Origin of the sequence: Streptomyces profundus (genome assembly GCF_020740535.1) — a bacterium.
GTDB classification, from domain to species: domain Bacteria; phylum Actinomycetota; class Actinomycetes; order Streptomycetales; family Streptomycetaceae; genus Streptomyces; species Streptomyces profundus.
On record NZ_CP082362.1, the window covers coordinates 477,347 to 496,087 of the forward strand.

Annotated in this window: 13 protein-coding genes and 1 pseudogene; 6 read left to right on the top strand and 8 right to left on the bottom strand. The window is 70.7% G+C overall.

Annotated features, from left to right (window positions below; genetic code table 11):
* Positions 1–17: 17 nt before the first annotated feature.
* On the bottom strand, positions 18–1,529 hold the full coding sequence (gene dop / locus K4G22_RS02140) for a depupylase/deamidase Dop (protein WP_228077898.1): 1,512 nt from the start codon (positions 1,527–1,529) through the stop codon (positions 18–20).
* Between the two features lie 167 nt (positions 1,530–1,696).
* A complete protein-coding gene (gene arc / locus K4G22_RS02145; protein ID WP_425336586.1) occupies positions 1,697–3,481 on the bottom strand; it encodes a proteasome ATPase in 1,785 nt (594 codons plus the stop codon).
* 237 nt (positions 3,482–3,718) lie between these two features.
* On the opposite strand from arc, the gene K4G22_RS02150 reads away from it, so the two are divergent.
* Entirely contained in the window at positions 3,719–4,036 is a 318-nt protein-coding gene (locus tag K4G22_RS02150) for a ferredoxin (protein ID WP_228077902.1), read from the top strand.
* A 33-nt stretch (positions 4,037–4,069) separates the two neighbouring features.
* On the opposite strand, the gene K4G22_RS02155 is transcribed toward K4G22_RS02150, so the two are convergent.
* The 3 genes and pseudogenes from K4G22_RS02155 to K4G22_RS02165 all read right to left on the bottom strand — a co-directional run.
* Positions 4,070–4,660, bottom strand: a complete 591-nt coding sequence (locus tag K4G22_RS02155) for a hypothetical protein (protein WP_228077904.1) — start codon at positions 4,658–4,660, stop codon at positions 4,070–4,072.
* Positions 4,661–4,806: 146 nt separating this feature from the next.
* Positions 4,807–5,697 carry a tRNA (adenine-N1)-methyltransferase gene (locus K4G22_RS02160; protein ID WP_228077905.1) on the bottom strand — a complete coding sequence of 297 codons (891 nt, stop codon included), beginning with the start codon at positions 5,695–5,697 and terminating at the stop codon, positions 4,807–4,809.
* Between the two features lie 48 nt (positions 5,698–5,745).
* Positions 5,746–6,924 (bottom strand): annotated as a pseudogene (locus K4G22_RS02165) (site-2 protease family protein); the annotation flags it as partial.
* A gap of 194 nt (positions 6,925–7,118) precedes the next feature.
* On the opposite strand from K4G22_RS02165, the gene K4G22_RS02170 reads away from it, so the two are divergent.
* Positions 7,119–8,087, top strand: a complete 969-nt coding sequence (locus K4G22_RS02170) for a RecB family exonuclease (protein ID WP_228077906.1) — start codon at positions 7,119–7,121, stop codon at positions 8,085–8,087.
* 90 nt (positions 8,088–8,177) lie between these two features.
* A complete protein-coding gene (locus K4G22_RS02175; protein ID WP_228077908.1) occupies positions 8,178–8,846 on the top strand; it encodes a response regulator in 669 nt (222 codons plus the stop codon).
* Positions 8,847–9,043: 197 nt separating this feature from the next.
* Here K4G22_RS02175 and K4G22_RS02180 read toward each other — a convergent pair whose 3' ends face one another.
* The 3 genes from K4G22_RS02180 to metH form a co-directional block, all read right to left on the bottom strand.
* Positions 9,044–10,636, bottom strand: a complete 1,593-nt coding sequence (locus K4G22_RS02180; RefSeq protein ID WP_228077909.1) for an ABC transporter substrate-binding protein — start codon at positions 10,634–10,636, stop codon at positions 9,044–9,046.
* 109 nt (positions 10,637–10,745) lie between these two features.
* Positions 10,746–11,498 carry an HAD family hydrolase gene (locus tag K4G22_RS02185; RefSeq protein WP_228077911.1) on the bottom strand — a complete coding sequence of 251 codons (753 nt, stop codon included), beginning with the start codon at positions 11,496–11,498 and terminating at the stop codon, positions 10,746–10,748.
* Between the two features lie 165 nt (positions 11,499–11,663).
* Positions 11,664–15,176, bottom strand: coding sequence for a methionine synthase (gene metH, locus K4G22_RS02190; RefSeq protein ID WP_228077913.1), 3,513 nt, complete (start codon positions 15,174–15,176; stop codon positions 11,664–11,666).
* A gap of 216 nt (positions 15,177–15,392) precedes the next feature.
* On the opposite strand from metH, the gene K4G22_RS02195 reads away from it, so the two are divergent.
* The 3 genes from K4G22_RS02195 (at position 15,393) to glpK (ending at position 18,740) form a co-directional block, all read left to right on the top strand.
* Entirely contained in the window at positions 15,393–16,157 is a 765-nt protein-coding gene (locus K4G22_RS02195) for an IclR family transcriptional regulator (RefSeq protein ID WP_228077914.1), read from the top strand.
* A 150-nt stretch (positions 16,158–16,307) separates the two neighbouring features.
* Positions 16,308–17,123, top strand: a complete 816-nt coding sequence (locus tag K4G22_RS02200; RefSeq protein WP_228077916.1) for an MIP/aquaporin family protein — start codon at positions 16,308–16,310, stop codon at positions 17,121–17,123.
* A 72-nt stretch (positions 17,124–17,195) separates the two neighbouring features.
* On the top strand, positions 17,196–18,740 hold the full coding sequence (gene glpK, locus K4G22_RS02205) for a glycerol kinase GlpK (RefSeq protein ID WP_228077918.1): 1,545 nt from the start codon (positions 17,196–17,198) through the stop codon (positions 18,738–18,740).
* Position 18,741: the final 1 nt, after the last annotated feature.

Genomic DNA, 18,741 nt, shown 5'->3' on the forward strand with positions numbered 1-18,741 from the left:
CCCTGCCGGGGGCCCGATCAGCCGCCGGAGAGCGCGCGGACCAGATCCTGGGCCGTGGGGCTGCTCTCCAGCAGCCCCTCGACGTGCTCCCTGGTGCCGCGCAACGGGTCCATCGTCGGCACCCGTTGGAGCGAGTCCCGCCCCGGGAGGTCGAAGATCACCGAATCCCAGGAGGCGGCGGCCACATGCTCCGCGTAGCGTTCCAGGCACCGGCCCCTGAAGTACGCCCTGGTGTCCTCCGGGGGGTCGAGGCGCGCGCTCGTCACCGCGTCCTCGTCGAGCAGGGTGGTCATCCGGCCCCGGGCCACCAGCCGGTTGTAGAGGCCCTTCTCCGGGCGGACGTCCGCGTACTGGAGGTCCACCAGATGCAGTCTGGCGGCCTCCCAGCCCAGCCCGTCGCGCCGGCGGTATCCCTCCATCAGCTCGCGCTTGGCCACCCAGTCCAGCTGGTTCGCCAGGCTCATGGGATCGCTCTCCAGCCGGGTCAGGACCTCCTCCCAGCGGGTCAGCACATCCAGCGTCTGGGCGTCGACATCAGCGCCCCAGCGCTCCTCGACGTACTTCCTGGCCAGCTCGTAGAACTCCATCTGGAGCTGCACCGCGGTCAGTCGACGACCGCTGCGCAGTGTCACCAGCTCGCGCAGCGACGGGTCGTGGCTGACCCGGTGGAGGGTGCGGACCGGCTGGTCGACGGCCAGGTCGACGGCGATGAAGCCGTCCTCGATCATCGACAGCACCAGGGCGGTGGTGCCCAGCTTGAGGTACGTGGAGATCTCGGAGAGGTTGGCGTCGCCGATGATCACATGGAGCCGGCGATAGCGCTCGGCGTCGGCGTGCGGCTCGTCCCTGGTGTTGATGATGGGCCGCTTGAGGGTCGTCTCCAGGCCGACCTCGACCTCGAAGTAGTCGGCGCGCTGACTGATCTGGAAGCCGTGCTCCCCGCCGTCCTGCCCGATGCCGACCCGGCCGGCCCCGCAGACCACCTGCCGGGAGACGAAGAACGGCGTCAGATGGCGCACGATCTCGGAGAACGGGGTCTCCCGCTTCATCAGGTAGTTCTCGTGGGTGCCGTAGGAGGCGCCCTTGTTGTCCGTGTTGTTCTTGTAGAGCAGGATCGGCTGGGACCCGGGCACCTCGGCGGCGCGCCTGGCCGCCTCGGCCATGATCCGCTCCCCCGCCTTGTCCCAGCGGACGGCGTCCAGCGGATTGGTGGTCTCGGGGGCGCTGTACTCGGGGTGCGCGTGGTCCACGTAGAGGCGGGCGCCGTTGGTGAGGATGACGTTGGCCAGGCCGATGTCCTCGTCGGTGAGCTGGCTGGCGTCCGCGGTGTCCCGCGCCAGATCGAAGCCGCGCGCGTCGCGGAGCGGGTTCTCCTCCTCGAAGTCCCAGCGCGCTCTTCTGGCCCGGTGCATCGCCGCCGCGTAGGCGTTCACGACCTGGGAGGAGGTGAGCATGGCATTGGCGTTCGGGTGGCCGGGGACGGAGACGCCGTACTCCGTCTCGATGCCCATCACTCGCCGTACGGTCATGCGACCCTCCTTGCCTCGCGGCGGCCCTCGGCCGTCCGTTCGCTGGCTAGAAGCCTAGGCGACACGGCATGCGGTGGGGAGATCACCGCGAGTTTCCTTAGGGACTGTCTGGGAATGCGTCCGGCTGCGGGCCACGCCTCGCGTGCCCCGCAGCCGGATGCCGTCGTTTACAGGTACTGGCCGGTGTTCGCCACCGTGTCGATCGAGCGGCCGGTGTCGCCGCCCTGCTTGCCGGTGACCAGGGTGCGGATGAAGACGATCCGCTCGCCCTTCTTACCGGAGATCCGGGCCCAGTCGTCCGGGTTGGTGGTGTTGGGCAGGTCCTCGTTCTCCTTGAACTCGTCCACGCAGGCCGAGATCAGATGGGAGACACGGATGCCCTTCTGCTGGTGGTCGAGGAAGTCCTTGATCGCCATCTTCTTGGCCCGGTCCACGATGTTCTGGATCATGGCGCCGGAGTTGAAGTCCTTGAAGTAGAGGACCTCCTTGTCACCGTTGGCGTAGGTGACCTCCAGGAAGCGGTTCTCCTCGGTCTCCGCGTACATCTGCTCCACGACGGTCTGGATCATGCCGTCGATCGCCGCGTCCGGGCTGCCCTGGTGTTCCTGCACGTCGTCGGCGTGCAGCGGGAGCCTGGCGGTGAGGTACTTGGAGAAGATGTCCCTGGCGGCCTCCGCGTCGGGGCGCTCGATCTTGATCTTCACATCGAGACGCCCTGGCCGCAGGATCGCCGGGTCGATCATGTCCTCGCGGTTCGAGGCGCCGATCACGATGACGTTCTCCAGGCCCTCCACACCGTCGATCTCGGAGAGCAGCTGCGGGACGATGGTGTTCTCCACGTCCGAGCTGACGCCGGAGCCACGGGTGCGGAAGAGGGAGTCCATCTCGTCGAAGAAGACGATGACCGGGGTGCCCTCGCTGGCCTTCTCCCTGGCCCGCTGGAAGACCAGGCGGATGTGCCGCTCGGTCTCGCCCACGTACTTGTTGAGCAGCTCGGGGCCCTTGATGTTGAGGAAGAAGCTCTTCCCCGCCGGCTTGCCGGTGACCTCGGCAACCTTCTTGGCAAGGGAGTTGGCGACCGCCTTGGCGATCAGCGTCTTGCCGCAGCCGGGCGGGCCGTAGAGCAGCACGCCCTTGGGGGGGCGCAGCTCGTGCTCGCGGAAGAGGTCCGGGTAGAGATACGGAAGCTCGACGGCGTCCCTGATCAGCTCGATCTGGCCGCCGAGGCCGCCGATCCTGGTGTAGTCGATGTCCGGGACCTCTTCGAGGACCAGCTCCTCGACCTCGCTCTTGGGCACCACCTCGAAGACATAGCCGGAGCGGGGCTCAAGCAGCAGCGCGTCCCCGGCCCGCAGCGTGGCCGCCATCAGCGGCTCGGCGAGCTTGACGACCCGCTCCTCGTCGGTGTGGCCGACCACCAGGGCGCGCTCGCCGTCCTCCAGGACCTCCTTGAGGGTGACGATGTCGCCCGCGCTCTCGAACTCCATCGCGGCCACGATGTTGAGCGCCTCGTTGAGCATGACCTCCTGGCCACGGCGCAGCTCGTCGAGTTCCAGGCCCGGGCTGACGTTGACCCGAAGCTTTCGGCCGCCGGTGAAGATATCGGCGGTGCCGTCCTCGTTGGCGATGAGAAAGACTCCGAAGCCGGACGGCGGCTGGGCGAGCCGGTCCACTTCTTCCTTGAGGGCCACGATCTGGTCGCGGGCCTCGCGCAACGTGGTCGCGAGCCGCTCGTTCTGCGCGGAAACGCCGGACAGATTCGTCTGGAGCTCGACAATCCGCTCTTCGAGAATCCGAGTGTGCCGCGGCGAATCGGCCAGCTTTCGGCGCAGGACGGTGATCTCCTGCTCAAGTTCGGCGATCTGGCGGGTCGGGTCGTCGGAACCTCGCCCGGACCGGATGCCGCGGTTGCTGTCGTCGTTCTGGGATACCACGGTCCTCACCTCCTCCAAGGGGAGCTGGACGCTTCCAGACCCTACCTGGACCGGTGCAGTTCGAAACCCCTAGATCACAAAGACGGTCGGGGCGTGTCCGATCTTCACCCTTGCGCACTCCCTCACGCCAGGGGGATACCCACCCCGGGCGTTCCAAAAGCAGCCCGGCTGTATCGTCGTGGGTGGTCAACACCCGTCGGGGACAGCTTCCTTTGCTGTGACGCCCACGAGGATCCGACAGGAGCGGTAGTCGATATGACCACGAGGAACGAAGCGCCTCAGGCCGATGAGCTTGAGGTCTGGATCGATCAGGACCTCTGCACCGGCGACGGAATCTGCGCGCAGTACGCGCCCGAGGTGTTCGAGTTGGACATCGACGGTCTCGCCTATGTGAAACCGCCGACGGAGCCGGGGACGGAGGCCGAGTTGCTGACCGAGCCGGGGGCCAGCGCCCCGGTGCCGCTGCCGCTGCTGCGGGAGATCACCGACTCGGTCAAGGACTGCCCCGGCCAGTGCATCCATGTCCGCCGGGTCGCCGACCGCACGGAGGTGCTGGGCCCCGACGCCGAGTGAGGGCGCCGGGGTCCCCGCCGCCGGCGGCGCGGCTCAGACGCTGTTGGGGGCGCGGCCCGGGATCAGCTGAAGACGGCCGTCCTGCCACTGCCAGGCGACGTCGCGCAGCAGGTCGGGGCAGCAGCGGGGGACGTCGACGGACGAGTAGCCGACCAGCCGGGCCGTGAAGCCGGTCTCCTCGGCCCTGAGGTCGTCCACCGTCATCCCCTCGTCGGGCTCCACCAGGGTGGCCGCCACCCGGGGCGTCGCCGGGCCGTCGCCGCCGTGGTCCGTGTGGGTCAGCAGGTACACGCCGTTGGGCGGGGTGCCCGAGCCGGCGTCGCAGCGGACCACGGCCACCGTCTCGGCCCGTCCGTCCGCGTCCAGGTCCAACTCGGCCTGGTCGGTGACCAGCACCTCGAAGGGGCCGCAGTCCAGCGGGTAGACGGCGGCCAGGGGGTCGGGCCCCGTGCCGGCGGCGGGCTCGGCCGCCGTGGCGCCGGCGTCGGCCGGCTGGACGAGGGCCGCCGCGCCGGCCACCGCGGCTATGGCGACGGCGGTGACCAGCCAGTGGCGCGCGCCGGAGTGGGTGTGGGGAAGGCCCCCGGGCTCGGTGCCCGGGGACGAGACTGCCGATTGCTGCACGCTGGGGGTCTCCTGGGAGGCGGGGTGAGCGCTGGGAAACGAGAGGACCTGCCGACCGGCAGGGCCGCATCGTGCCATATCTCACACCGCCACGGAACGGCGGGGTACCGCTCGTGACCGGTAACGACCGCCGGGGCGCGCGGAGTTCAGCCGGCCGACCCAGGGCCCGTGTAGTCGGAGCCGTAGGCGCCCGGCGCCGGGCGGCGGCGGCGCAGCGGCGGGGTGACGCCGTCGGCCAGGCGGCGCGCGGTGAGCAGGAAGCCGGTGTGGCCGATCATCCGGTGGTCGGGACGGACCGCCAGACCCTCCACATGCCAGGTGCGGACCATGGTCTCCCAGGCGGTCGGCTCGTTGAACGTGCCGTGCTCCCTGATGGTCTCGACGGTGCGCGCCAGTTGGGTGGTGGTGGCCACATAGGCGCAGACGATCCCGCCGGGCACCAGGGCCTTGGAGACCGCGTCGAGGCACTCCCAGGGGGCGAGCATGTCCAGGATCACGCGGTCCACCTCGGTGTCCGAGAGGTGGTCCTGGAGATCGCCGACGGTCAACTGCCAGGCCGGGTGCGGGGCGCCGAAGTAGCGGGTGACGTTCTCCCGCGCGATGTCGGCGAAGTCGGCTCTGCGCTCGTAGGAGTGCAGCATCCCCTGGTCGCCGATGGCCCGGAGCAGGAACGCGGAGAGCGATCCCGAGCCGACGCCCGCCTCCACCACCCGGGCGCCGAGGAAGATGTCGGCCATCGCCAGGATCTGCCCCGCGTCCTTGGGGTAGACGACGGCGGCGCCGCGCGGCATGGACAGGACGTAGTCGGGGAGCAGTGGGCGCAGCGCCAGATAGGCGACGTTTCCCGTGGTGCGGACCACGGATCCCTCGGGGGCACCGATCAGCTCGTCGTGGGGGAAGGCTCCCTTGTGGGTGTGGAAGCTCTTTCCCGCTTCGAGCGTGAAGGTGTAGTGGCGTCCCTTGGGGTCGGTGAGCTGGACCTGGTCCCCGACCTGGAAGGGCCCACGACGGCGGGCGGCACCGGTCGGTTCGGACATGGCGGTCAGCCTAGTCCAGAGGCGCGGTGCGACCGTAATCGAGGGCCCTCAGGCCCCCCGGGGGCGGGCGTCGGGGTCGGGGGCGGTCCTGGCCATGGCGTCGATGAAGGCGCGTTCGACGTCCCGGGTGGAGAGCACGCCGTAGATCTCGCCGGTCTCCTCGACCACCAGGTACTCGGTGGCGGGGGTGGTGCGCAGATGCGCCAGCAGGTCCTCGCCGGTCAGCTCGGCCGGCACCCGCATGCCCTCCGTCAGCTCCTGGGCGAGGCCGCTGACGGCGACCCAGGGGCGGCGGTGCTCGGGGACGCCGGCGATGCCGGCCTCCCGCACCACGGAGGTGGGGGCGCCCTCCGGGTCCACCACCACCAGGGCGCGGGCGCCGGCCTCGTTGGCGCGACGCAGCGCCTCGGACAGCGGCGTCTCGCCGGTGACGGGGACGGCCCGGCGGGTGAGGGCGCGCGCGTTGAGCGCGGGGAGGCGTTCGCGCAGCCTGGCCATCCGCAGGCTGTTGCCGGCGCCGGTCCAGATGATGGCGGCCAGCACGGCGGCGAGGAGCGCGTCGGTGAGCGACTCAAGGCCGCTGAACGAGCCGCGCTCGCCGAGTCCGCCCAGGTGGGTGGCGAGCGGGAAGCCGATCAGCACCAGGATGGCGAGCCCCCGGCCGGTCCAGGCGGCGGCGACGGTGCCCCGCATGGGGCTGCCGGAGATCCGCCAGACCAGGGCCCGCAGCATCCGGCCGCCGTCCAGCGGCAGTCCCGGCAGCAGGTTGAAGACGGCGACGATGAGGTTGGAGATCATCAGGCCGGCGAGCAGCACGCCGGGCACGGTGCGCGGCTCGACGGTCAGCATCCCGAGGTAGAAGACGCCGGCCAGCACGAGGGAAAGCAGCGGACCGACGCCCGCCAGCACGAACTCCCTGCCGGGCGTGGGGGATTCCTTCTCGATCTCCGAGACGCCGCCGAAGAACTGGAGCTGGATGCGGCGGACCGGCAGGTCGAAGCGGAGCGCGGCGACGGTGTGCGCGACCTCGTGGACCAGCACGGAGCCGTAGAAGGCGACCGCGAAGAACAGCGCCACCAGATAGCGGGCGGCGCCGAGTTCGGGCAGCACCCGGTCGAGTTGGTTGCCGAAGAACCAGGTGATCAGGGCGGCGACCAGGAACCAGCTGGGGGCCACATAGATGGGGACGCCCAGCACCCTCCCCATCAGGAATCCGCCGCCCCGGCGTCGTGGCTCCTCGGCGGAGCCGTCCCGGTTCTCCGGGTCGGGCGCCTGATCGGTCGTGGAGTCTCCCACCTGTTCCCCTCGTCGCCTCGCGGCTGCGCGCGGCGCTGACGCGTCGCGGTCGATCGTCCCGTGCCGTGGACGTGAAGTCGATGGTATGGGCTGGCCTGTCAGTGACGCGCCGTAGGGTTCGCTCCATGACTCGGACCGCCGCCTCCCCGCCACGTTCGCTCTCGCCGTCCCGGGCCGCCGACTTCCAGCAGTGCCCCCTGCTCTACCGCTTTCGGGTGATCGACAAACTGCCGGAGGCGCCCAGCGCGGCGGCCACCAGGGGCACGGTGGTCCATGCGGTGCTTGAGCGCGTCTTCGACGCGCCGGCGGAGGAGCGCAGCGTGCCCAGGGCTCGTGAGCTGGTGGCCCCGGAGTGGCGGCGGCTGTTGGCGAAGCGTCCCGAGCTGGCCCAGCTGTTCGGGCGCTCGCCCGCGGAGTCGGCGGACGGCGAAGCGGAGTTGGACGGCGCGGAGTCGGATGCCACGGGGCCGGACGGCGCGGAGTCGGATGCCTCGGCGTTGGACGAGGAGCGGCTGGCGGCCTTTCTGGCGGAGGCGGAGCGGTTGGTGGAGCGGTGGTTCTCGCTGGAGGATCCGACGCGTCTTGAGCCGGCCGAGCGGGAGTTGTTCGTCGAGGCCACGCTGGATTCGGGGCTGCTGCTGCGCGGGGTGATCGACCGGGTGGATGTGGCGCCGAGCGGCGAGATCCGGATCGTGGACTACAAGACGGGCAAGGCCCCGCCGGCGGCGTACGCGGGGGGCGCGCTCTTCCAGATGAAGTTCTACGCGCTGGTCCTCTGGCGGCTGCGGGGCGCCGTGCCGCGCCGTCTCCAGCTGGTCTATCTGGGCAGCGGCGAGGTGCTCACCTACGACCCGACGGAGGAGGATCTGCGCGGGGTCGAGCGGAAGGTGCACGCGCTGTGGGACGCGATCCAGCGGGCCACCGAGTCGGGCGACTGGCGCCCCAGGCGCGGCCGGCTCTGCGACTGGTGCGACCACCAGGCGCGCTGCCCCGAGTTCGGCGGCACTCCCCCGCCGTATCCCCTTCAGGTGCGGGCGCCCGGGCTGCCGGAGCAGTCCGCCGGCGCGTCGGAGCCGGCCGTGGCGCGGGAGTAGCGCCCGGCGCCCGGCGATCGGCCGGCGTGAGCCAGAATGGCGGGTGGATCTCGGCGGCCGTGGCCGTCCCCCCGATCGAAGGGCGCTTTGATGCCGATCCGCGTTCTGCTGGTGGACGACCAGCCGCTGTTGCGCACCGGTTTCCGCATGATCCTGGAGGCCGAGCACAACCTGGCCGTGGTGGGCGAGGCCGGGGACGGCCTCCAGGCCCTGGAGCAGGTCAGGGCGCTCCAGCCGGATGTGGTGCTGATGGACATCCGGATGCCCAGGATGGACGGCGTGGAGGCGACGCGGCAGATCACAGGGCCGGCGAAGGACGGCCCGGTCAAGGTGCTGGTGTTGACCACCTTCGATCTGGACGAGTACGTGGTGGAGGCGCTCCGCGCCGGGGCCAGCGGCTTTCTGTTGAAGGACGCGCCGGCCGTCGAACTGGTGCAGGCGATCCGGGTGGTGGCGGGCGGCGAGGCGATGCTGGCGCCCAGCGTCACCCGCCGACTGCTGGACATGTACGCCTCGAAGCTGCCCTCGGGCGAGGAGCCGGTCCCCGACGCCCTGGACACGTTGACCGAACGCGAGGTCGAGGTCCTCAAGCTGGTCGCCCGGGGGCTGTCCAACGCCGAGATCGCGGCCGACCTCTTCGTCAGCGAGACCACCGTCAAGACCCATGTGGGCCATGTGCTCACCAAGTTGGAGCTGCGGGACCGGGTGCAGGCGGCGGTGTTCGCCTACGAGAGCGGCCTGGTCCGGCCGGGCAACTAGTGCCGCGTCAGCCAAGGTTTGCCCCGCTCACCGCCCTGGCACGCACACTCGCTGCGTTAGCCGAGAGCCCAGGTAGGACAACTACATGCGGCTCCCGGCTGCCTTGCGATCGCACGCACCAGGACACCTCGCTACCGGGCAAACCCCGACTGACGCGGCACTAGGGCACGGCTCCCCGACCGTCGCGGGGGCCAGGGTCAGAGGTCGACCTTCTCGATCTCCCAGAAGCGGAAGACGGTGGAGGCGTCCAGGCTCCACTGGAGGCCGCCGATGCTCTCCGCGGCGACCGCGTACTGGCGGCCCTGCCAGATGGGGATCAGGGGGATGTCCTCGGCCACGATGTCCTGGAGCGTGGCGAAGTCCGCGACGGACTGGGCGCGGTCGGCCTGGGCGCGGGTGGCGGGCAGCAGCTCCTGGCTGATCCGGTCCGATTCGTAGCCGTTGGCGAGGACGTTGTCCGGGCCGAAGAACGGATCCGTGAAGTTCTCCGGATCCGGGTAGTCGGGGACCCAGCCCCGGACGAAGGCGCCGAACTCGCCGGCGGCCACGCCCTCGGCGAACACGTCGGCGGCGACGCTCTCCACCGTGGCGTGGAAGAGGCCGGACCCGTTGAGCTGGTCGGCCAGGCGCTCGAAGGCCTCGACGGTGTCGGGGCCGAAGCGGGTGGGGGTGACCCAGAGGGGCAGCTCCACCGGCTCGGTGATCCCGGCGGCGCGGAGGGCGGCCTCGGCCGCCTCGGTGTCGGGGTTGCTGCCGTAGCGGTCGAAGAAGGCCGTGTTGTGGCCGGTGATCCCGGCGGGGACGACCGAGTAGAGGGGCTCGACGGTGCGCTGGTAGACGTCGCGCACCAGCGCCTCGCGGTCGATGAGACGGGCCACGGCCTCGCGGACCGCCGGCTCGCCGGCGACCGGATCGTCGAGGTTGAAGACCAGGTACTGGGCCTCGGCGCTGCTCCCGTCCACCACCTTGAGCTCGCCGCTCCCGCTGCGGTCGGCGGAGTGCAGCGTGGCGATGTCATCGGCGCTCAGGCCCCGGTAGGCGACGTCCACGTCCCCGCCGCGCACCGCCGCGTCCAGCGCCTCCTGGTCGCCGTGGTAGAGCCGCATGGTCACGCCGGAGTTCCGCGCCTCAGCGGGGCCGTGGTAGTCCGGGTTGACCTCGAATGCGGCCTCGTCCGCCGTGTAGCTCTCCAGGGTGTAGACGCCGGATCCGACCGCCTGCCCGTCGGTCCGCAGCGCGTCGGCCGGGTACTCGCGGTGGTCGACGATGGAGCCGGCGCCCGAGGCGATCCTCTGCGGGAACGTGGCGTCGGGCTCCCTGAGGTGGAAGGTGATCGTCCGGTCGTCCGGGGTCTCTATCCGGTCGATGGAGGCGAGCATCACCGCCGGGCCGTCGGGATCGTCGATGCGCAGCGTCCTGTCGAAGGAGAACTTGACGTCCTTCGAGGTCAGCGCGTTTCCGTTGCTGAAGCTGAGGTCGTCCTGGAGGGTGCAGGTGTAGCGCTGGCTGACCCGGTCGGTGAAGCCGCACTGCTTGGCTGCCTCGGGCTGCGGCTCGGTGGCGCCGGGCGGGAAGCTCAGCAGGGACTGGAAGACGTTGTTGAACACCAGCCAGGAGCCGGGGTCGTAGCCGGAGGCCGGGTCGACGGAGAGCACCTCGTCGGTCATGCCCAGCGTGATGGGCTGGCCCCGGCCCGCGCCGTCGTCACCGGTCAGTCCGCAGCCGGCGAGCAGGGTCGCGGCCACCGGGAGGGCGAGCGCCGGGCGGGCCCTCCCCAAGCGTGTCTTCACGTGGCGATCCTTCGTCTACCGGGGCTGACGGTCGCGGCCCTTACTCCTGGAGTCCAACCGACCTTAGTCAACGCGGTGGTCGCTACGTGTGGAAATCGGGTGAGAAGACTCACGGACGGCGTTCGGGGACGGGGGTGACCCGCGGTTCCGGCCCGGGGCGGGCCGGCGGCGCCAGGAGGAGGGAGCGGAGGAGGGCGAGGTCGACCTCCTCCAGGGAGCCGACCACGGTGCGTCCGGGGGCGGCGGGGACGGCGGCGACCGAGGGCACCACCAGCACCGGGCAGCCGGCGGCCTCGGCGGAAGCGACGCCCGTCGCCGTGTCCTCGACGGCGACGCAGCGGGCGGGCTCGGCGCCCAGGCGCAGCGCGGCGGTGAGGTAGGGGTCGGGGTGGGGCTTGGTGCGCCGGATGTCGTCGCCCGCGACGGTGCAGGCGAAGAACTCCGGGCCGAGCGAACGCAGTATCCGGTCGATCACGGCGCGGTGGGAGGCGGAGACCAGAGCCGTCGGCACCCCGTGGGCGGCCAGCTCGGTGAGGAGCCGGCGGGCTCCCGGCATCAGCGGGACACCCCGGTCGAGGCGGCGCAGGAACGCCTCGTTGAGCAGGTCGCTCAGCGCGTCGAGGCCGATGTCGGCGCCGGTGACCTCGATCAGGTAGCCGGCGGAGCGGGTCATCGGGCCGCCGACCACCACGGCGCGGTGCTCGTCGGAGAGCACATGGCCGAGGGCCCCGAAGACCTCCACCTCGGCGTCCCACCAGAAGTCCTCGGTGTCGACCAGGGTGCCGTCCATGTCCAGGAGCACGGCCTGTGGCAGGGGCCCGGGCGCGTGCCGGGTGTCCAGGGCGGGCGTGGAACTCGTCATCCGTGCGCACCTCCGTAGGGGGTGGACCGGCCGGCCGTCGGGTGGACGGCCGGCCGGTACCGGATCGATCAGTCTACGTCGGACGGGGGAACCACTCCGAGCCGAAGAGCTGACCTCACCCGGTCGGCCCAGTGACGGGCCGCTGAACACCGCGCGGAGGACGGGTCAGCGGGCGTTGAAGTAGTTCGCCTCCGGGTGGTGGACCACGATCGCGTCCGTCGACTGTTCGGGGTCGAGCTGGAACTCCTCGGAGAGGGTGACGCCGATGCGCCGGGAGTCCAGCAGGTCGGCGATCTTCGCGCGGTCCTCCAGGTCGGGGCAGGCGGGGTAGCCGAGCGAGTAGCGGCAGCCCTGGTACTCCGTGCGGAACATGCCGGACAGCTCCACCGGGTCGTCGTCGGCGATGCCGAGCTCGGTCCTGACGCGCGCGTGCCAGTACTCGGCCAGGGCCTCGGCGAGCTGGACGGAGAGGCCGTGCAGCTCCAGGTAGTCGCGGTAGGCGTCGGCGGCGAACAGTTCGGCGGTGGCCTCGCTGACCTTGGGGCCGATGGTCACGGTCTGGAGCGCCACCACGTCTCTCTCGCCGCTCTCGGCCGGGCGGAAGAAGTCGGCGAGGCAGAGCCGGCGTCCGCGCCGCTGGCGGGGGAAGGTGAAGCGGGTGCGCTCGCGGCCCTCCTCGTCGAGGATGACCAGGTCGTCGCCCTCGGCGTGGCAGGGGAAGTAGCCGTAGACCACGGCGGCCTGGAGCAGGTTGTCGGTGTGCAGACGGTCGAGCCAGCCGCGCAGCCGGGGGCGGCCCTCGTTCTCCACCAGCTCGGCGTAGTCGGGGCCGTCGTCGGCCCTGGTCGCCTTGAGCCCCCACTGGCCCTTGAAGAGGGCGTCCTCGTCCAGCCAGTCCGCGTAGTCCTTGAGCGGGATGCCCTTGACCACGCGGGTTCCGAGGAACGGGCGCGCGGGCAGGGGGACGTCGGTCGCGGTCTCGGAGCGGGCGGGGCCCTCCTCGGCCCGCTCGGCGACGACGGGGCTGTCCCTGCGGGCCACCCGGCGCGGCTTGAGGTCGGGCAGGGTGGCGCCCGGCACGCCGCGTTTGACGGCGATCAGCGCGTCCATCAGCCGCAGCCCCTCGAAGGCGTCGCGGGCGTAGCGGACCTCGCCCTGGTAGATCTCGTGCAGGTCCTGTTCGACGTAGGCGCGGGTGAGCGCGGCGCCGCCGAGGATCACCGGGTAGCCGGCGGCCATGCCCCGGCGGTTCAGCTCCTCCAGGTTCTCCTTCATGATCACGGTGGACTTGACCAGCAGCCCCGACATGCCGATCACATCCGCGCGGTGTTCCTTGGCCGCGTCGAGGATGGCGGAGACGGGCTGTTTGATTCCGAGGTTGACCACGTTGTAGCCGTTGTTGGTGAGGATGATGTCCACGAGGTTCTTGCCGATGTCGTGGACGTCGCCCCGCACGGTGGCCAGCACGATGGTGCCCTTGCCGTCGTCGTCGGTCTTCTCCATGTGCGGCTCCAGGTGGGCCACCGCGTTCTTCATCACCTCGGCGGACTGGAGCACGAACGGCAGTTGCATCTGGCCCGAGCCGAAGAGCTCGCCGACGACCTTCATGCCCTCCAGCAGCGTGTCGTTGACGATCTCCAGCGCGGGGCGCTGGGTGAGCGCCTCGTCGAGGTCGGCCTCCAGGCCGTTGCGCTCGCCGTCGACGATGCGTCGGCGCAGCCGCTCCTCCAGCGGCAGGGCCGCGAGCTCCTCGGCCTTGCCCGCCTTCATCGACTTGGTGTCCACGCCCTCGAAGAGGGTGAGGAACCGCTGGAGCGGGTCGTAGCCCTCGCGGCGCCGGTCGTAGATCAGGTCGCGGGCGACCTCGACCTGTTCGTCCTCGATCCTGGCGATGGGCAGGATCTTGGCGGCGTGCACGATCGCGGAGTCGAGGCCCGCCTTCACGCACTCGTCCAGGAAGACGGAGTTGAGCACCAGCCGGGCGGCGGGGTTGAGGCCGAAGGAGATGTTGGAGAGGCCGAGCGTGGTGCCCACGTCGGGGTGGGTGCGCTTCAACTGCCTGATGGCTTCGAGGGTGTTGATCCCGTCCTTGCGGGACTCCTCCTGACCGGTACAGATCGTGAAGGTGAGGAAGTCGATCAGGATGGCGGAGGGGGCGAAGCCCCAGTTCTCCGTGAGGTCCGCGATCAGCCGCTCGGCGACGGCGAGCTTGTGCTCGGGGGTGCGCGCCTGCCCCTCCTCGTCGATGGTGAGGGCCATCAGCGCGGCGCCGTGCTCGGCGGCCAGCCCGGCGATTCTGGCGAACCGCGACTCGGGGCCGTCGCCGTCCTCGTAGTTCACCGAGTTGATCACCGCTCGGCCGCCGAGGCGCTCCAACCCCGCTTCGAGCACGGCGGGTTCGGTGGAGTCCAGCACGATGGGCAGGGTGGAGGCGGTGGCCAGGCGGCCGGCCAGCTCCTCCATGTCGGCGACGCCGTCCCGCCCGACGTAGTCCACGCAGAGGTCCAGCAGGTGGGCGCCCTCCCTGATCTGCTCGCGGGCCAGCTCCACGCAGTCCTCCCAGCGGCCGTCGAGCATGGCCTGCCGGAACTTCTTGGAGCCGTTGGCGTTGGTCCGCTCGCCGATGGCCAGATAGGCGGTGTCCTGCCGGAAGGGCACGCTCTGGTAGAGGGAGGAGGCCCCCGGCTCGGGGCGCGGCTCGCGGGCGACGGGGGTCAGCTCCCTGACCCGCTCCACCACCTGGCGCAGGTGCTCGGGCGTGGTGCCGCAGCAGCCGCCGACCAGGGAGAGGCCGAACTCGCCGACGAACTCCTCGTGCGCGTCGGCGAGTTGCTCGGGGGTCAGCGGGTAGTGGGCGCCGTCCTTGCCGAGCACGGGCAGGCCGGCGTTGGGCATGCAGGACAGCGGCAGCTCGGTGTGCCGGGCCAGATGGCGCAGGTGCTCGCTCATCTCGGCCGGTCCGGTGGCGCAGTTGAGGCCGATCATGTCGATGCCGAGCGGTTCGAGGGCGGTCAGCGCGGCGCCGATCTCCGAGCCGAGCAGCATGGTGCCGGTGGTCTCCACGGTCACCTGGACGATCAGCGGGAGGTCCACGCCGAGGGCGCGCAGCGCGCGGCGCGCGCCGAGGGTGGCGGCCTTGGTCTGGAGCAGGTCCTGGCTGGTCTCCACGAGCAGCGCGTCGGCGCCGCCGGCGATCAGCCCCTCGGCGTTCTGCTGGAAGGCGTCGCGCAGCGGCCGGTAGGTGGTGTGCCCGAGGCTGGGCAGCTTGGTGCCGGGGCCGATCGAGCCCAGCACCCACCGGATGCGACCGTCCTCGGCGGTGAACTCGTCCGCGATGTCCCTGGCGATCCTGGCGCCGGCCTCGGACAGCTCCTGGACCCGCTCGGGGATGTCGTACTCGCCCAGCGCGGCGAGGTTGGCGCCGAAGGTGTTGGTCTCCACGCAGTCGATGCCGGTGGCGAGGTACTCCCGGTGGACGTTGCCCACGATGTCGGGGCGGGTCACGTTGAGGACCTCGTTGCAGCCCTCCAGCTGCTGGAAGTCCTCCATGGTGGGGTCCTGCGCCTGGAGCATGGTGCCCATGCCCCCGTCGGCGACCACGACGCGGGAGGCGAGCGCCTCTCTCAGCTCCCGGGCACGTTGGGCTTGGGGGACGGATGGCAGGCTGACAAAAGCCATGGGCTCTCCCAGAGGTGCGACGGCTGTCGGCTATGCGCCGCTGCGGAGCGGCGCACCTCAGCAGCGTAACCGGCGGGCGGCGATCGGGAGCCGAACATTCCGGGGAGCGGACAGCCGTAAACTCAGTTCCGGCCTGGGGGTATCGACATCCCCCACTACCGTTCGACAATGCCGAACGGGACATGACGATCGACTGGAGCGCAAGGAGGCGGCCTCATGGCTCGGACCATCCAGTCCCTGGAACGCGCCGCGGCGGTGCTACGACTGCTGGCCGGCGGCGAGCGGCGGCTCGGCCTGTCCGACATCTCCTCCGCCATAGGGCTGGCCAAGGCCACCACCCACGGACTGCTGCGCACCCTGGCGCAGGAGGGCTTCGTGGAGCAGGACGCGCTCTCGGGGAAGTACCAGCTCGGCGCCGAGCTGCTGCGGCTCGGCAACAGCTACCTGGACGTGCACGAGCTGCGCGCGCGGGCGCTGGTCTGGACGGACGATCTGGCCAGGGCGAGCGGGGAGAGCGTCTATCTGGGGGTCCTGCACAAGCGTGGCGTGCTGATCGTGCACCACGTCTTCCGCCCCGACGACAGCCGCCAGGTGCTGGAGGTGGGCGCCATGCAGCCGCTGCACAGCACCGCGCTCGGCAAGGTCCTGGCGGCCTTCGACCCGGTGGCGCACAACGAGGTGATGGAGTCCGACTTCGCGGCGATCACCCCGCTCACCACCACCGACCCCGACGCCTTCGACGAGGGGCTGACCGAGGTGCGGGCCCGGGGCTGGGCGAGTGACATAGGGGAGACCTGGGACGGGGTGGCGTCCGTCGCCGCGCCGATCGTGGACCGGCGCCGGATGCCGGTGGGAGCGGTGGCCGTCACCGGTGCCGTGGAGCGGATCCTCGACGAGCAGGCGCTGCGCCCCCGGCTGATCGCCGCCGTGCGGGACTGCGCCCGGTCCGTGTCGCGGGACCTGGGAGCCGGTCGCTTCTAGGACAATCCAGACACCGGCGAGGTATCTGGCGCTCACCCACTTGACGACAACCTCTCCGGGGAGAACACTGCCGTTCGATGGTCGATAATGTCGAACAATGGACGGATGTCGGCCAGGAATCCCCCTGGACGAAGGACAAAGGAGTCACGGGTGTCCAGCTCCGATATCTTTTTCGGCGAGGTGCTCGGCACCGCCGTACTGATCACGCTTGGGGCCGGCGTCGTCGCCGGCGTCATCCTCAGGAAATCGAAATCGTTCGAGGCCGGTTGGGTCGCCATCGCGTTCGGCTGGGGTTTCGCGGTGCTGACCGGCGTCTACGCCTGCACCGAGCTGTCCGGCGCGCACATCAACCCGGCGGTGACCCTCGGCATCGCCATCGACACGGGCGAGTGGGGCGATGTCCCCACCTATGTCGCCGGACAGCTGCTCGGCGCGATGATCGGCGCCACGCTGGTGTGGCTCGCCTACTACGGCCACTTCCAGGCCCATCTGCTGGACCGGGAGGAGGTCAGCGGCTCCCGCACCCCCGGACCGCGCGCCTTCGACGAGACGGCGGCCAAGACCGAGGAGCGGCGGCCGGCCGACCCGGGCGAGCCGGGCCCCGTGCTCGGCGTCTTCGCCACCGCGCCCGAGATCCGCAACACCGTGCAGAACCTCGCCACCGAGATCATCGCCACCGCGGTGCTGGTCTCCGCGGTGCTGGCCATCGGGCGCAACGACGATCTGACGCTCTCCGGCACCGGCGGGCTGATGGTGGCCCTGGTCGTCGTCGGTATCGGCCTCTCCCTGGGCGGGCCCACCGGCTACGCCATCAACCCGGCCCGTGACCTCGGCCCCCGTATCGTCCACGCGCTCCTCCCGCTGCCCAACAAGGGCGGCTCCGACTGGGGCTACTCCTGGATTCCCATCGTCGGCCCGCTGATCGGCGCGACGATCGCCGCCGTGATCCACAACCTGCTGTTCTGACCGCGCTCCGCGCAGAGGAAACGGGTACCCGCGACCGCACGACCGCACCACCACGACGCAGGAGTCGCCACCATGTCTGACGCTCAGGACCCCGCACTCACCACCGAGGCGCGCGAGTACATCGCCGCCATCGACCAGGGCACCACCTCCAGCCGTTGCATCGTCTTCGACCACGACGGGCGCATCGTGTCCGTCGAGCAGAAGGAGCACGAGCAGATCTTTCCCAAGCCGGGCTGGGTGGAACACGACGCCACCGAGATCTGGGCGAATGTCCAGGAAGTCGTGGCGGGCGCGCTGGCCAAGGCGGAGATCAGCAAGGAGGACGTCAAGGCCATCGGCATCACCAACCAGCGCGAGACCACCCTGCTCTGGGACCGCACCACCGGCGAGCCGGTGCACAACGCGATCGTCTGGCAGGACACCCGCACCGACGCGCTCGTCCGGGAGCTGGGGCGCAACGTCGGCCAGGACCGGTTCCGTCGGGAGACGGGGCTCCCGCTGGCGTCCTACTTCGCCGGCCCCAAGATCCGCTGGCTGCTGGACAACGTGGACGGCCTGCGGGAGCGCGCCGAACAGGGCGACATCCTCTTCGGCACCATGGACTCCTGGGTGATCTGGAACCTCACCGGCGGCACCGAGGGCGGGGTGCACGTCACGGACGTCACCAACGCGTCCAGGACCATGCTGATGAACCTGCGCACCCTCCGCTGGGAGGAGCGCATCCTCAACTCGATCGGCGTGCCGGCGGAGCTCCTGCCGGAGATCCGTTCCTCCTCGGAGGTCTACGGCCACGCCAAGGGCGGCGCGCTGGACGGCGTGCCGGTGGCCTCGGCCCTCGGGGACCAGCAGGCGGCGCTCTTCGGCCAGACCTGCTTCTCGGTCGGCGAGGCCAAGTCCACCTACGGCACCGGCACCTTCCTGCTGATGAACACCGGCAACCAGGCGATCAACTCCTACGCGGGCCTGGTGACCACCGTCGGCTACCGGATCGGCGACCAGCAGCCGGTCTACGCGCTGGAGGGGTCCATCGCGATCACCGGCGCCCTGGTGCAGTGGATGCGGGACCAGATGGGCCTGATCCACAGCGCGGCGGAGATCGAGACGCTGGCGCGCTCGGTGGAGGACAACGGCGGCGCCTACTTCGTGCCCGCCTTCTCCGGGCTCTTCGCGCCGTACTGGCGCTCGGACGCCCGCGGGGTGATCTCGGGGCTGACCCGCTACGTGACCAAGGCGCATATCGCCCGGGCGGTTCTGGAGGCCACCGCGTGGCAGACCAGGGAGATCGTCGACGCCATGCGGAAGGACTCCGGCGTCGAGCTGACCTCCCTCAAGGTGGACGGGGGGATGACCTCCAACAACCTGCTCATGCAGAACATCTCCGACTATCTGGACGCGCCGGTCGTGCGCCCGATGGTCTCCGAGACCACCTGTCTCGGTGCCGCCTACGCGGCCGGCCTCGCGGTCGGCTTCTGGTCCAACATCGAGGACCTGCGAGCCAACTGGCGCCGGGCCGCCGAGTGGACCCCCGAGATGGACCCGGCCCGGCGCGACCGGGAGTACCAGTTCTGGCTCAAGGCCGTGCAGCGGACCATGGGCTGGCTCGACGAGGAAGGCTGAC